General features: G+C 50.5%; 14 protein-coding genes. 11 read left to right on the top strand and 3 right to left on the bottom strand.

The genetic code is table 11. The features are described 5' to 3' along the window. Positions 1-75 precede the first annotated feature (75 nt). From JQC72_RS15190 to JQC72_RS15200, 3 genes are all read right to left on the bottom strand, one after another. A complete protein-coding gene (locus JQC72_RS15190) occupies positions 76-285 on the bottom strand; it encodes a hypothetical protein (protein WP_205497129.1) in 210 nt (69 codons plus the stop codon). A 387-nt stretch (positions 286-672) separates the two neighbouring features. After that, a complete protein-coding gene (locus JQC72_RS15195) occupies positions 673-1,638 on the bottom strand; it encodes an amidohydrolase family protein (RefSeq protein WP_205497254.1) in 966 nt (321 codons plus the stop codon). 32 nt (positions 1,639-1,670) lie between these two features. Further along, the gene (locus JQC72_RS15200; protein WP_205497131.1) at positions 1,671-2,447 is read right to left on the bottom strand and encodes an IclR family transcriptional regulator; all 777 of its coding nucleotides are present in this window, start codon (positions 2,445-2,447) and stop codon (positions 1,671-1,673) included. A gap of 308 nt (positions 2,448-2,755) precedes the next feature. On the opposite strand from JQC72_RS15200, the gene JQC72_RS15205 reads away from it, so the two are divergent. The 11 genes from JQC72_RS15205 to JQC72_RS15255 all read left to right on the top strand — a co-directional run bounded on the left by JQC72_RS15205 (position 2,756) and on the right by JQC72_RS15255 (position 15,189). After that, positions 2,756-4,231: an aldehyde dehydrogenase gene (locus JQC72_RS15205; protein WP_205497133.1), complete on the top strand. Its 1,476-nt coding sequence runs from the start codon at positions 2,756-2,758 to the stop codon at positions 4,229-4,231. 11 nt (positions 4,232-4,242) lie between these two features. Further along, the gene (locus JQC72_RS15210; protein ID WP_302104922.1) at positions 4,243-5,043 is read left to right on the top strand and encodes a 2-keto-4-pentenoate hydratase; all 801 of its coding nucleotides are present in this window, start codon (positions 4,243-4,245) and stop codon (positions 5,041-5,043) included. A gap of 30 nt (positions 5,044-5,073) precedes the next feature. After that, positions 5,074-5,958, top strand: coding sequence for an acetaldehyde dehydrogenase (acetylating) (locus JQC72_RS15215; protein ID WP_205497135.1), 885 nt, complete (start codon positions 5,074-5,076; stop codon positions 5,956-5,958). An 11-nt stretch (positions 5,959-5,969) separates the two neighbouring features. Continuing rightward, complete coding sequence (gene dmpG, locus JQC72_RS15220) at positions 5,970-6,998, top strand: 4-hydroxy-2-oxovalerate aldolase (RefSeq protein WP_205497137.1); 1,029 nt, start codon at positions 5,970-5,972, stop codon at positions 6,996-6,998. 284 nt (positions 6,999-7,282) lie between these two features. Further along, a complete protein-coding gene (locus tag JQC72_RS15225) occupies positions 7,283-8,017 on the top strand; it encodes a 2-keto-4-pentenoate hydratase (protein ID WP_205497258.1) in 735 nt (244 codons plus the stop codon). Positions 8,018-8,040: 23 nt separating this feature from the next. Then, the gene (locus JQC72_RS15230) at positions 8,041-8,232 is read left to right on the top strand and encodes a 4-oxalocrotonate tautomerase (RefSeq protein WP_205497139.1); all 192 of its coding nucleotides are present in this window, start codon (positions 8,041-8,043) and stop codon (positions 8,230-8,232) included. Positions 8,233-8,264: 32 nt separating this feature from the next. After that, on the top strand, positions 8,265-9,068 hold the full coding sequence (locus tag JQC72_RS15235) for a DODA-type extradiol aromatic ring-opening family dioxygenase (protein ID WP_205497141.1): 804 nt from the start codon (positions 8,265-8,267) through the stop codon (positions 9,066-9,068). A gap of 46 nt (positions 9,069-9,114) precedes the next feature. Then, the gene (pobA, locus tag JQC72_RS15240; protein ID WP_205497143.1) at positions 9,115-10,323 is read left to right on the top strand and encodes a 4-hydroxybenzoate 3-monooxygenase; all 1,209 of its coding nucleotides are present in this window, start codon (positions 9,115-9,117) and stop codon (positions 10,321-10,323) included. Further along, the gene (locus JQC72_RS15245) at positions 10,323-11,825 is read left to right on the top strand and encodes an aldehyde dehydrogenase family protein (RefSeq protein ID WP_205497260.1); all 1,503 of its coding nucleotides are present in this window, start codon (positions 10,323-10,325) and stop codon (positions 11,823-11,825) included. The genes pobA and JQC72_RS15245 overlap by 1 nt, the downstream gene beginning before the upstream one ends. 44 nt (positions 11,826-11,869) lie before the next feature. Then, positions 11,870-13,675, top strand: a complete 1,806-nt coding sequence (locus JQC72_RS15250; protein WP_335342485.1) for a thiamine pyrophosphate-requiring protein — start codon at positions 11,870-11,872, stop codon at positions 13,673-13,675. Positions 13,676-13,743: 68 nt separating this feature from the next. Then, positions 13,744-15,189, top strand: a complete 1,446-nt coding sequence (locus tag JQC72_RS15255) for an MFS transporter (RefSeq protein WP_205497148.1) — start codon at positions 13,744-13,746, stop codon at positions 15,187-15,189. Positions 15,190-15,446 lie beyond the last annotated feature (257 nt).

The following is a 15,446-nucleotide window of genomic DNA, read 5'->3' on the forward strand; positions in this document are numbered from 1 at the left end:
GTCTGACTTTCTATATTCTCTTCCATTCCTGTGCAAACTTAAAAGCTCAATAACTGAAGAGCCACATGCCTTTTTCTAATGATTGCTTTGAGTAGCGAGAAACTTCTCCTGCTCCAACCGGACGAGCTCCTTTTTTTCCAGATCCTCCACATATCGACGAAGCAGAAAATTGACCAACTCCGTCAGATCCTTAAAACCTCCTTTTTCAACAGCCCACAGCGCACGGCGCTTCAATTCCGGGCTGGTGCGGACATTGATTCGATTGGCTCCTGTATCTTTTGGCATATCCATACCTCCTTCCTGTTTTAAGATGATAACCAATTCGGAAAAAACATACAATCGCAAACGTTTCGTTGTAAATGGAATGATACAGCCGGATTGGTTGCACTGTCTCAAATGAAACGGTCAATAAGGAAGGGTTACGGAATTGTGTCAGCTCTCCAACCGGAGGGCTGACTCTCTTTATCTTCAAACAACGAGAAATCGGGTGTTACTCCTTATTCAAAAAGGGGTATATAATTGGTCCAATTTTGCCCATCCAGTCCAGTCAAGTGATTGCATGTCAAGTGTATTTGCCACAGAAAGGTGACAATGAGTTGATCATCTCGGGTATGTACAAAGTACATCCTGTATCGGTAACCGCCCAACGATCTTCGCCACGAGGTGCAGAGATTACTCCTCAGATACCGTTTGGTGACCATCATCGCCCAAAAGAGACTGCACACCGCTGTCGTTAGCGTATGCAGGAGGCCAATCGCAGAGATCAAAGGGGAAATCGGTTCCGGGAACGATTCTGTCCTCTCCCACCATTTCAATCAGATAACGCAAAGCCGCATGGTTCCATAGCACACTATCAAACCAAAAACGACGCAGATACTCTGTGGGAGGGGCTTGCAACGACGCGGAAACAGCCGGCCATTTCTCGTAGCCTTTGTTCAGTCGGCCGATTTGGTAGGGGAGAAATCCTCCGCCATGCGCCAACAAAATTTTCACGTCCGGATATCTGTCAAGCATACCGCTCAGTAGCAGATCCGTAACACAAACGGCGGTTTCCCAGGGAACCCCGATCAGATTGGGCATCATTTTCTTTTTTAATCGCGGATCTTCGCACAGGAGCGGATGGATGAAGATGATCGCTTTTAGCGCATTGGCTTCCTCCCAAAAAGGAGTGAAAAACTCGTCCGTCAACATTACATTCGACAGTCCGGGACCGATGATCGCTCCCTTTAATCCCAAGTTCATGGCGTTTCTCAATTCGTTTGCCGCTTTCATGGGATTGTTGAGAGGAATCGTCGCCAATGCGGACAACCGGTTGTGATGGTGACCAACCCATTGGGCGAGCGCACGATTGTAGATAGCTGAGGCCTCGCATGTAATTTCTTCCGGAAACGCATACAAAAACAGTTGGGGAACAGGGGAAACCAGGGAGTGGGTTACCCCGGCTTTTGCTTGCTCTTGCAGGTAGCGTCCGGGGTTGGTAAAAGTCTCTTTCAACTCAAAGCCCCATTGATTGTTCACGATCAGAAAATCCGCCTGATCGGGACCTTTTTTTTCCCATTTGGCATTGACCCGATGTCGGTTGTCCTTCAACCATTGCAAAACCTCTTGCGGAATAAAGTGAGTGTGCAGGTCATACAAGCGGATCACGCCCCTTCAAACAAACAGGTTTGCTAATTTTTCCAGTATCCCAGTCTTTCCGAGATTTCTTTCGCGGCGTTTTTTACTTTGTTGATAATCGTCGTGTTGTGGGGATTCATTCGATGGATCGGGCCGATTACACTGATCGCATACACCACTTTGCCGGTATAGTCCCGGATCGGTGCAGCCACTGATGCGACACCTTCACGCAGTTCCTCAATACTGATCGCATATCCTTGTTCTTTTACCGTCTTCAGAATGTCCCGGAAATCGTCCGGGTCCGTGATTGTTTTGACCGTGTATTTTTCAAGTCCTTTTTCAATGACTTGCTCGATCAGGTTCTCCTCTTGATGGGCGAGTATCACTTTTCCGGAACTGGTGCAGTGAACGGGGTTTCTTCTTCCGACATGGGATAAAATTTGCACGGGATGTTTGCACTCCACCCTGTTCAAGTAGACGACGTCCAGCCCGTCCATGACCGCAATATGTGCAGTTTCCCCAATCTCATTGACCAGTCTTTGCAGAATCGGAAGTGATTCCCGGTTTATCTCCAGGTTTGATGTGACGATCGTATTTAAATGAAGAATCGTTAAACCGAGCCGGTACTTTTGTGTTTCCGGATCTTTTGCAACAAAACCTTCACTGGCCAGTGTAGCCAATAAACGGCTGACCGTGCTTTTCCCCAAACCCAGGGAAGCGGCCAAGTCTGTTACTTTTTTCTCCGGTTCTTCGAGAGAAAAGCTCCGTAAGATACGAAGCGCGTTTTTCACCGATGACAGCAGATGTTCCTGGTTCTTGTTGTTTTTCATTGTGCTTGACCCTTTCTCATGTTGCATATATAAGAACAAGGTCCCTTCATGATACACATTTGATTGTATCGGAATATTAAAACAAAATCAACAAGTGAAACATCTAAGGGGTTGCAGCAAAAAATAGCTTGTTACATCCATCTCATCAGCAGCGGGTATCATCGATGAATAAAAAAATTCACTTTTGTTGCATATATCAGAACATAGGTCTTGTATAATAAACAATCGATCGTTACGATGAAAAATGTAAGTAAGAAAACATATTGAATTCGGATCATTTCGCATATTTACTTGAGGGAGGCGCACTGATGCAAGTACAACCAAAAGTGGAACAGCGTGTGAACCCATTCGATTGCAAGCATTTTATCAACGGACAATATATGGCTTCCAAAAGCGGGAAAACGTTTGACAATATCAACCCTGCCACCCAAGAAGTGCTGGGCAGGGTTTGCGAAGGCGGAAAAGAAGAAATTGACCTCGCTGTGGCAGCAGCCAGAAGAGCTTTGAACGGACCGTGGAAAAAGATGTCCACCCATGATCGAATATCCGTCATTCGCCGGATCGGAGACATCATTCTTGAAAGAAAGGAAGAATTGGCGAGGCTAGAATCGCTGGATACCGGGAAACCCTACTGGCTCGCCAGCACGATCGACATTCCGCGTTCTGCCTACAACTTTCATTTCTTTGCCGATTACTTGAGAGGGATCGGAACAGAAGCCTACCAAACGGATGACATCGCCCTGAATTATTCCATTCGTCGTCCCGTCGGTGTCGTAGGGCTGATTACGCCATGGAATCTCCCGCTGTTATTGCTCACATGGAAATTGGCACCATGTCTGGCGGCAGGGAATACGGCCGTGATTAAACCCGCTGAACTGACGCCGATGACGGCAACCGTGCTCGCTGAAATCTGCCGCGAAGCAGGAGTGCCGGATGGAGTGGTCAACATTGTGCATGGTTTCGGCCCCGATTCAGCCGGCTCCGCGCTGACGGAACATCCGGATGTGGACGCGATTTCCTTTACCGGGGAGACTGTAACAGGAAAAATCATCATGAGAGCAGCCGCACAGTCGTTGAAGAAGCTTTCATACGAACTGGGCGGCAAGAACCCGAATATCATTTTTGCTGATGCTGATTTGGACGAAGTGGTTGAAACCACGCTGAAATCCAGTTTTATCAACCAAGGGGAAGTTTGTCTGTGCGGTTCCCGCGTCTATGTGGAGCGGCCTGTTTACGAAGCGTTTCTGGAGAAGTTTGTGGCAAGGACAAAGGAACTGGTTGTCGGCGATCCATTCGATCCCAATACAAAGGTAGGGGCACTGATCGGTGAAGAACATTACCAACGTGTGACCGGCTATATTCAATTGGCAAAAGAGGAAGGCGGGCAGATTTTGACCGGCGGTCGTCGTCCTGAAGGCTTGGATAAAGGATACTATCTTGAACCGACGATCATTGTGGGATTAAACCGCAATTGCCGTGTCGTGCGGGAAGAGATTTTCGGGCCGGTTGTTACCGTTCTGCCTTTTGACTCGGAAGAAGAAGTAATCGCACAGGCCAATGATACGCATTACGGATTGAGCGCTTCGATCTGGACCAACGATCTGCGTCGCGCTCACCGTGTGGCGGGTCAGATCGAAGCGGGGATCGTTTGGGTGAATACTTGGTTTTTACGCGATCTCCGCACGCCGTTCGGCGGGATGAAGCAAAGCGGGATCGGTCGCGAGGGCGGTATCCACAGCTTCGAGTTCTTTACTGAGCTGACCAATGTCTGCATCAAGTTGTAGGAGGGGTCAGGTTGCGCTTGGTTTATGATGAGAAAATCATTCGATTTTCCGAACAACTGGCGGAGGCGGAGAGACGGTGCCAAGGCGTTCCGCCTCTCACCGATCAGGATCCTGAGTTGACAGTGGAGCAGGCGTATCAGGTTCAATTGTGCACCGTCCGGCGAAAATTGCAGGCGGGCAGTCGGATCACGGGCAAGAAGATTGGCTTGACCTCCCTGGCGATGCAACAATTGCTGGGGGTGGATCAACCGGATTACGGACATTTGTTGGATTCCATGGTGATCGAAAATCATGGTCTCATTTCATGGAGTCAAGTGTTGCAGCCGAGAGTGGAAGCTGAAATCGCTTTCGTTCTGAAAAGAGATTTACAAGGGCCGCGAGTCACCGTCATGGATGTGCTGCAAGCAACGGAATATGTCGTACCTGCCTTGGAAATCGTCGATAGCCGTATTCTTGACTGGAAGATCAAATTGCAGGATACGATTGCGGATAATGCCTCCTCCGGGCTTTATGTTCTGGGTGGAAAACCGCTGGCGGTGGACGAACTGGATCTCGCACAGGTGGGGATGGTTCTCTACAAAAATGGCGAGATGATGAACACGGGGGTGGGAGCGGCTGCCTTGGGTCACCCTGCTGCCTGTGTCGCATGGTTGGCCAACAAGCTGTATGAATTTGACATTTCCTTGAAGGCGGGGGAAGTGATTCTTTCCGGTGCGCTGTCTGCCGCCGTGCATGCGGAACCGGGAGATCATTTCCGGGCGCGATTTGCCCATTTGGGTGAAGTCGGCGTTCGGTTTGACGGTGAAGGATAAGTCAAGTCCGACAGGAGGGGAGTGTGAACCATGTCCAAGATCAAAGCAGCCATTCTTGGATCGGGAAACATCGGTACCGATTTGATGATGAAACTGGAACGTTCCGAGGTGTTGGAGTTGACCGCGATGATCGGGATTGACCCGGAGTCGGATGGGTTGCGACTGGCGAGAGAACATGGGTATGAAGTGATTGATACGGGAATTGAAGGGTTCCTTGCCCATCCGGATCTGGCCGACATTGTTTTTGATGCAACATCGGCCAAGGCACATATTCGACATGCCCAACGGTTGAAAGAAGCGGGGAAAATGGTCCTCGATCTGACGCCCGCTGCAGTGGGCGCATTGGTTGTGCCTCCGGTCAACTTGGGGGAACATCTGGAGGAAAGCAACGTCAACCTGATTACATGCGGCGGACAGGCGACCATCCCGATCGTTAATGCCATTCACCGAGTCAGTCCGGTTCAGTACGCCGAAATCGTGGCAACGATCTCCAGTCGCAGTGCCGGACCGGGAACAAGGGCCAATATCGATGAATTTACGCAAACGACGGCCCGCGGTCTTGAAGTGATCGGAGGTGCCCGAAAAGGAAAGGCGATTATCATTTTGAACCCGGCGGAACCGCCGATTTTGATGCGGAACACCGTATACGCCCTGGTCGAAGAGGATGGTTTCGACGAAGCGGCGATTGCACGATCGATCCAAGAGATGGTAGCGGCGGTGCAGTCGTATGTCCCCGGGTACCGTTTACGTACCGAACCGATATTTGACGGAAATCAAGTGACTGTATTCCTGGAAGTGGAGGGGGCGGGCGATTATTTGCCGAAATACTCGGGAAATCTCGACATCATGACGGCCGCCGCTGTGAAAGTGGCAGAAGAATTTGCCAAACACCGGTTGAAAAAACAAGCTGTGTAGGGGGGAATCCCATGACTCAACAGCGTGACATCCATATCACGGAAGTGGCTTTACGGGACGGAAGCCATGCCATTGCTCACCAATATACGGTCGAACAGGTAACGAGGATAGCAAAAGCCTTGGATCAAGCCAATGTGCCTTACATCGAGGTCTCTCACGGAGACGGGCTGGGGGGTTCATCCTTACAGTATGGGCTTTCCCGGACAAACGAACTGGAACTGATTGAAGCGGCGGTATCCGTTTGCAAACAGGCGAAAGTGGCAGTGTTGTTGCTGCCTGGGATCGGTACGATGAAAGAATTGAAACAGGCTGCCCGGATTGGAGCCAAAATGGCCAGAATCGCGACACATGTAACGGAAGCGGATGTGTCAGCGCAACATATCGCTTTGGCGAAGGAACTGGGACTGGAAACCGTTGGTTTTCTCATGATGGCCCATATGGCTCCGGTTGAGAAACTGGTAGAACAGGCCAAGTTGATGGAAAGTTACGGAGCGGATACTGTTTATGTCGTAGACTCTGCAGGCGCCCTGCTTCCGCAGGAAGTACGGGAGAGGATTCGTGCTCTCCGACAAAGTGTAAGCGCAAACATCGGGTTCCATGGTCATAACAATTTATCGCTGGCGATGGCCAATACACTGGCTGCGATTGAAGAAGGGGCTACCCGGATTGACGGCAGTGTTCGTTGTTTGGGAGCGGGTGCCGGAAATACGCAGACAGAGGTATTGGTTGCTGTTTTGGATCGGATGGGAATTGAAACAGGGATTGATCTCTACAAAATGATGGACCTGGCAGAAGAAATGGTCGCACCGATTCTGCAAGCACCGCAGGAGATTACAAGAGACAGTTTGGTATTGGGATACGCCGGAGTCTATTCCAGTTTTCTGCTGCATGCCAGACGGGCTGCCAAGAAATTCGGAATCGATTCCCGGGATATTCTGGTTGAACTCGGCAAGCGAAAAGTAGTGGGCGGGCAGGAAGACATGATCGTGGACGTGGCAGCGGAAATTGCAAAGAAAAAACTCAAATCCGTGGCGCACTAGGGCGTGAGCAATTGTGTTCCCGGATGAGCGACTTACCAGGTCCGACCGGGCGAAGCCCCGGAGAGCGCAGGGGTGCAAATCGCGGGCAACTTTCTCTAAGCGAAACGCACTTTGCCCGCGTCCGGCGTTCGGGTCTGAAGCGCCATGACCGGCTTCCTTGAGGGCGCAGGTGGAGCGAACCGGGAAAGCAATTGGACGGCATTCACCAGCCACACTTTGAAGGAGGATTCACAGTGGATGGGGTCAATTTCCGATCGATCGCCGAATTCTTGCACCATGCTGAAATGGAAAGGCGCGAAGTGGTTCGGATTACGGCTGATTATCCGGATCTCTCCGTGGAAGACGCCTATCAAGTGCAGAAAGAATTGGTTGCTATCAAACGCCAACAAGGGCATCGCATCATCGGGCCGAAAATGGGTTTAACCAGTCAGGCGAAAATGAAGCAGATGAACGTGGACGAACCGATTTACGGCTATATCTTTGACTATATGCTGGTGCCTGATGGTGGTACCGTCAAGATGCAAGAGTTGATCCATCCCAAAGTGGAGGCGGAAATCGCCTTTATCTTGGGACGGGATCTGGAAGGACCGGGCATGACGGGCGCCCAAGTGCTGGCTGCTACCGAGTATGTGATGCCTGCGCTTGAAATTATCGACAGTCGTTACGAGAACTTCCGGTTTACGTTACCTGATGTGATAGCGGATAACGCTTCTTCCTCAAGAGTGGTTTTTGGTTCCCGTCTGACACGGCCTCACCACTTGGAACTGGATTTGGTCGGTGTGACATTGTCCATCAATGGAGAAATCAAAGATCTGGCGGCGAGTGCCGCAGTTGTCGGACATCCGGCCAACTCGGTCGCCATGCTGGCCAACATGTTGGCCAGGAAGGGCGAAAAATTGAAAGCAGGGGATATCATCCTGACCGGAGGCGTGACGGGCGCCGTGATGTTGGCTGTGGGGGATACGGTTTCAGCCAAATTCGACGGGTTGGGCGAAGTCGGTTTTCAAGTGACGGAATAAAAACTGTGTGAACGGAGGTTACCATGCCGATTGTCAATATCCAGATTTTACAGGGAAGACCCGAAGAGAAGGTGAAAGCACTGATCCGAAACGTGACGGAAACGATCTGTACGACGCTGGAGGTTCCGAAAGAATCGGTACGGGTCATTGTAACCGAGATACCCAAAACGCACTGGGGCATCGGGGGAACACCTGTGTCCGATCAACAGAATTGATAACAAAATAATAGATTGGGGAGGAGCTGAACATGTCGATTGAATTGGGATTGCTTGTACCCCATACACCTCGCATGTGTCACGAGGATCGAACTCCGGAGTTCCAAAAAGAACTCGTAAAGGGGATGCATTCAGTCGCAAGGATCATTGAAAAAATCAAACCTGATGCGATCGTGCTCGTATCCTGTCACTGGCTGTCCAGTTTCCATCATTTTGTCGATGCCACTCCGGTGCACAAAGGGGTTTTAACCGCTTTTGAATGTCCCGAACTGATCTCCGACGTGCCCTATCAGTATCCCGGAGATGAACAGCTGGCCGGCCAATTGGTGGAAGCGGGGCAAAAGGCGGGTCTCCCTGTTGTCAAAGTGAACGATCCAACGTACGTATGGGATTATGGTACAGTGGTACCTCTTCGGTATCTGGTGCCGAATGGGGATATACCGGTTATTGATCTTTCCGTTTGTTGGGCGGCAAATCTGGAAGAAACTTATGTGTGGGGACAGCAAATCGGAAAGGTGTTGCGTGAGAGTGAGAAACGCGTAATCTTTGTCAGCAGTGGCGCCCTTTCCCATAATCTTGTACGAGGCCCCGAGAAAATGCCGACAGCTGCTGAACAAGCTTTGGATCGGCAATTTTTAGAGTATTTGCATAACAATGATCTCTCATCTGCATGGAACATGTTGCCTCAATATGCCAGAGCGGCTTGCGTTGAGTCCGGGGGACGTCATTTGGCGATGTTGCTGGGAGTGTTGGAAGGAAACTATGAAAGCGCCTATTACGGGTATGGCCAATCGTCGGGCAGCGCCAATGTGGTGATGGCGTTTCAACCGAAATAAAATTTGCGAACACAATTTGATTACAACCACGAAGGAGTGTGTCAACATGCGCACACAGGTTGGAATCATCGGAGCAGGTCCGGCCGGACTGATGCTCTCACATCTGTTGCATCTTTACGGGATCGAGTCGATCATCATCGAAAGCCGCACCCGCGAAGAAATTGAAGGAACCATCCGTGCGGGCGTGCTCGAACAGGGTACGGTAGATCTGTTGAACGCGACGGGCGTCGGCGAGCGGATGATGCGGGAGGGGCATTTTCACCACGGGATTGAACTGCGTTTCAACGGCAAGGGACACCGGATCGACATCCACGAGCTTACTGGCGGGAAAAACGTGACGATCTATGCCCAACACGAGGTTATTAAGGATCTTGTGGCTGCCCGACTGAAGGCGGGTGGAGAAATCATTTTCAATGTGGGCGACGTCAGTCTTCACCAGCTTGACACACCGACACCCAAGATCCGGTTCCGCAAGGACCAGGACGGCGAGCTGCAGGAAATCACCTGCGACTTTATTGCGGGTTGTGACGGGTTTCATGGTCCGAGCCGGCCTGCAATTCCGGAGACAGTACGCAAGGAATACCAGAAAATTTATCCGTTTGGCTGGCTCGGCATTCTGACCGTAGCTCCCCCGTCAGCGCCCGAGTTGATCTACGCCAATCACGAACGCGGCTTCGCCTTGGTCAGCACGCGTTCACCCGAAATCCAGCGGATGTATATTCAGGTTGATCCTCGTGATGATATTGCCAATTGGCCTGATGACCGGATTTGGGAGGAACTGCATGCACGGCTGGCGACTCATGATGGTTGGGAGTTAATCGAGGGTCCCATCATTCAAAAGAACATCATCGCCATGCGCAGTTTTGTCTGTGACCCCATGCAGTACGGAAGACTCTTTCTGGCCGGAGATGCAGCGCACATCGTTCCGCCGACCGGTGCCAAAGGGCTGAATCTGGCGGTTGCGGATGTACAGGTGTTGGCACGTGGTCTCGAGTCCTTTTACAGGTCCGGCAAAACAGAACTGTTGGAGCGCTATTCCGAAATTTGTCTGCGCCGCGTATGGAAGGCGGAGCGCTTCTCCTGGTACATGACGTCTTTGTTGCATCGTCACCCTGACCATACACCATTTGATCGCCGCATCCAACTTGCCGAATTGGATTATGTCACTTCCTCACGGGCCGCAGCGACCAGTCTGGCCGAGAACTATGCAGGTTTGCCCATGGAATTTGAGACAACCGCGGGTGTCTCGCTATGATGAGATTCACAAACAGCGTGAACAATGAGAAGGAGGAAGCGGGCGTGAAATATTCAAAATGGAACAAACTTTTCATTAACGGTGTGTGGAGGGAGGGGTCCAGCCGTCAGCGTTATATCAATCAAAATCCGTATCATGGTGATGCTCTTGCGGAGATCAAATTGGCAAACCGCCATGACATAGACGAAGCGTATGAGTCGGCACGTCGTATGCAAAAAGAATGGGAACAAACGCCCGCACCCGAGAAAGCGAGCGTGATAGAAAAAGCGGTTGCCATCATCCAACGTCGGAGAGAAGAACTTGTTCAGCTTCTCATCGAGGAAGCCGGCAGCACGCATTCGAAAGCGAATGTGGAACTGGATATTGCCACCGCATTCATGCGCGAAGCGGCCACGTATCCATTTCGCATGCATGGGGAAATGGTTCCCTCCGTCATTCCGGGTAAAGAAAACCGACTATATCGGTCACCGGTGGGTGTAGTAGGCGTGATTGCGCCTTGGAATTTTCCGCTGCATTTGGCGATGCGCTCGATCGTTTCCGCCGTTGCTACAGGGAACGGCGTCGTGTTGAAGCCTGATTTGCAAACGTTTATCTCAGGCGGATTGGTCATCGCGGACATTTTTGAAGAGGCCGGGCTTCCAAAAGGGCTCTTCAATGTAGTGGTAGCGGATCTGGGTGAAATTGGTGATTATTTTGTGGAACATCCCATTCCGGGAATGATTTCTTTTACGGGTTCTACAGTTGCAGGTCGGCATATTGCATCTGTTGCGGGTCAGCATCTGAAAAAAACAGCGCTGGAATTGGGAGGGAATAATGCGTTCATTGTGCTGGATGACGCGGATGTGAAACAAGCGGTGTCAGCGGCCGTATTTGGGAAATTCATGCATCAAGGGCAGATTTGTATGGCGGTCAATCGGTTGATCGTTGACCGTAAAAAGTATGTGGAGTTTATCGATGTCTTCAAGGAAAAAGTATTGCAACTGAAAGCGGGAGATCCGGCTGATCCCGAAACGGTGATCGGTCCGCTCATCAATCGCAATCAGGTCAACAAAATTCTGGGGTTGATCGAAAAGAGCGTCTCACAAGGAGCACGCGTCGTTTTGGAAGGGGAAGTAAGAGGGAACTTGATGAGTCCGTTCATTTTGGCAGATGTAACAAATGATATGCCGATTGCCCAGTCGGAAATATTCGGTCCCGTGGCTGTCATCATCCCGGTTGAAAACGAAGAGGAGGCAATCCGGATCGCCAATGATTCTCCATACGGGTTGAGCGGATCCGTTTTCTCCGGTTCCTGGGAGAGGGGTTTGCAAGTCGCTCAGAAGATCCGCACGGGAATGATCCATGTCAATGATCAAAGCATTAATGACGAGCCTCATATTCCTTTTGGCGGGGAGAAAGGGTCCGGTCTGGGACGATTGAATGGCAAGTGGTCATTGGAAGAATTTACGACGATCAAATGGATCTCCATTCAGCATCAGCCTCGTTCCTATCCTTTCTCATAAGGAATCCGTTTGTTTTACTTACCATCTGGATCGGAGGGATGACGGTGACACCATTCACTTCCGGGAATCCATCCACGGCTGTGACGGGGTCGCGGGGGACAAATGTCCGGTCGACTCCTCACAAGTACACAACGGCCACTGCCCTGATGGAGGCGTTGCAAGAGGCGGGTGTTTCTTACATTTTTGCGAACCTGGGAAGCGATCATCCGGCTTTGATTGAAAGCTGGGCGCAAGCAAAAGTACAAAACAGGCTTTTCCCACAAATTGTGATTTGTCCTCATGAGATGGTGGCGTTGAGCGCCGCTCACGGTTATGCCCAAGTCAGCGGCAAGCCGCAAGCCGTTTTTGTGCATGTCGAATGCGGGACACAAAATTTGGGCGGGTCGATCCATAATGCAGCAAAAGGAAGGGTTCCCGTTCTGATTTTCGCAGGCGCTTCACCGGTTACACAGGAAGGGGAACTCACAGGAAGTCGAAATGAATTCATTCATTGGATTCAAGATGTTTTTGACCAACGCGGAATTGTGAGACAATACATGAAATACGAGAATGAAATCCGAACAGGGAAAAATGTAAAGCAACTGGTTTATCGAGCACTGCAAATTGCGGAGAGTGAACCGAAAGGCCCGGTTTATTTAATGGCTCCCCGTGAAGTATTGGAAGAAGAGATCGAACCGATCGCCATTGAGAAGAAGGGATGGGGGCCGCTGGTGCCCGGTGCCGTTCCTCCGCAACTGGTTGCGGAACTGGCTGAAAACCTGCTTCGAGCCAAAAAACCGTTAATCGTGACCTCTTACCTCGGCAGAAACACGGAAGCTGTCGCTGAGCTGATCAAATTGAGTGAGAAACTGGCGATTCCCGTATTGGAATCCGTTCCGAATTATGTGAACTTCCCGGCTGATCATCCGCTGCATGTCGGATATCAGTGGAATGCGCCGGTCCAAAACAAAATTTTGGGAGAAGCCGATTTCGTTTTGGTGATCGACAGTGATGTACCGTGGATTCCGCTGAAAAATCAACCGAGGAAAGATGGCACCATTTATTATATCGATATGGATCCTTTAAAAGAAAACATCCCGCTGTGGTACATTCCCTCCGATCGTTTCATTCAAGCGGATTCACTGGTAGCGTTGCAGCAGCTCAACTCCTATTTGGACAGTGTCGAGATTGATCAGGATACGGTCACCAAACGTTATCTGGAATTTTCGAATATTCATGCTGATCAAAGAGCAGAGTGGAAGCGCCAAGAACAATGGAAGGAAGCAGATATCATTACTCCACAGTTTCTGACAGCGTGTGTACGCGAGGCGATTGATGACGATACGATCGTGCTCTCGGAAACGATTACCAACTATGAAACCGTCTCGAAGCATTTGGCACGAAACAAACCCGGAACCCTCTTTGGCAGCGGAGCCAGTTCCCTGGGGTGGCACGGAGGTGCGGCGATCGGTGCAAAACTGGCTGCACCGGATCGGACGGTCGTGTGCCTGACCGGTGACGGATCTTATATTTTCAGTAATCCCACCGCCGTTCACTGGGTCGCTCGAAAATACAACACGCCATTTCTGACCATTATTTACAATAACCGAGGGTGGGGGGCGCCGAAAATGTCAACGCTTGGCGTGCATCCTCACGGGATTGCCAGTCAGACTGATCAATTCTGGGTCAATTTCGACCCATCGGCGGAGCTGGCGAAGGTAGCCGAAGCGGCCGGCGGTGCCTATGCAAGAACGGTACAAAAGCCGGATGAACTGATGGAAGCGATTGAAAGCGCTTTGCGAATCGTGAAAGAAGGGAGATCGGCTGTACTCGATGTCCGTCTGCCACAGGTTTCAAAACAGCAATTTTAAAATAATTTTGAAGAATATACCGGAAAACAGGGAACTTGGATCATCATCCATTTTCAGGAGGTGCTAAAATGCAAACGAACGTGAAAGGGTGGAAACATTATCACACGGTTTGGCTTTTGTTACTGTTGGGTTGGACGGTCAGTGCCGCTGACCGGGCTGTTACGGGTCCGATCGTCACCTGGATGATTGAAAACAAGGTCTCCTTTTTGATGGCGGCTGAGCATCCTCATGCCTTGGGTGGATTGGTGGGGAGCCTCTTTTTCACCGGATATATGCTCACGCAATTTCCTGGCGGATACTACGGGGATCGATTTGGACATCGAAGAATCATTACGATCAGCTTGTTTGTGGCAGCCATCACCACGGTTGTAAGCGGTTTCATGTCCTCGCTGATCGGATTTGTCGCGTTGCGTGTTCTTACGGGGCTGGGTGAAGGAGTATACTACGCAAATGACCGAACCTTGATCACGGAGGTGACCCCTTTCGAAAAACGCAGTCTCGGGATGGGAGTCGTGATCACAGGGCTGGCGCTCGGAGTGACATTCGCTTTATTGTTGCCTCCCTATCTGATTCGATGGGGGAACTCGCTGTTGGGTGACGGACAAGGGTGGAGAATGGTGTTTTTCGCTTTTGGCATCGTCACATTGATTGTCGCCGTTGTCGTTTCAGCTTGCTTGAAAAACAAATCCGATCAGGCATCTTATCGAGACGCACTGATCGGTTTGGGAAAGTACAACATTCTTTTCTTTCTGGCGATTTTGGGGGTATTTTTCATTGCGGATCAGGCTGGTTTGCCTTCCTGGGGAGTGGCGGTGATTGAACTTGTCTTATGCTTTATGCTGGTCGGGTTTGCTTATATCAAAAAGGGAACGGAACTGTCCAAGGTGTTGCGGGATCGAAGCCTCGTGATCATGTATATCGGCCATATCGCCATTCTTTGGAACCTTTGGTTTTTCAGTTTCTGGTCGGTATCCATCATTTCGGAAGCGGCAAACACTTCATTTTTGCAGGCGGCACTGACCGCCACCTTTAACGGTGTGGCAGGCATCATCGGATTTCCTGCCGGCGGTTGGCTGGCAGACTATGCCCTTCGGAAAAACTGGGGGCGGAAGGTTGTTCTAGTCTGGTTTATCCTGTTGCAGGGAATTACTACGTTGATTTTCGGTATCTATCTTATCAATGGAGGCAAATCCGCTTTCGTAATGGGAACGTTGATATTCGTTGCAAGTCTGTTTTTCAACGCAATGCAGCCCATCTATCATGCCATCATCGCCGATCTTTCAGAACCGAACCAGCGTGGAGCGACTTTTGGGATGGCCAACTTGGTGGGGGAAATCGGTGCTGTTCTTTCTCCCGCTGTCAGTGGCACATTGCGGGATGCGACGAACAGTTGGTCTCCGGCGGTTTTCCTCGACGCAGCGATCATCCTTTCCTTTTTCGTGTTGGTACTGTTCGTGAAAGAAAGACGTGTTGCGATGGGGCAAAGTATCCATCAAGTGATTGAAAATAGATGATTACCTTTTGAGAGCCTTCGCTGACGAAGGCTCTGTTTACAGTTTGTTCAACTGTGACTGAGGAATTCTGGCCGCTCATTCGGATGCTGGTAGGTTATTTGTCTGATTACAGATAATAAACAAATGGTGATCCCCTCATTTGTGTTTCCCGGTTATGACTTTGCGAAAGCAGACGGTGCGATGCCGAAACGGGTCAAAATGAAAGCCGGCCGGGTGACGAAGGCGGATTTGAGGAGTGCGAAAGGCGCATTACCGGT

Source organism: Polycladomyces zharkentensis, from assembly GCF_016938855.1.
GTDB lineage: Bacteria > Bacillota > Bacilli > Thermoactinomycetales > JIR-001 > Polycladomyces > Polycladomyces zharkentensis.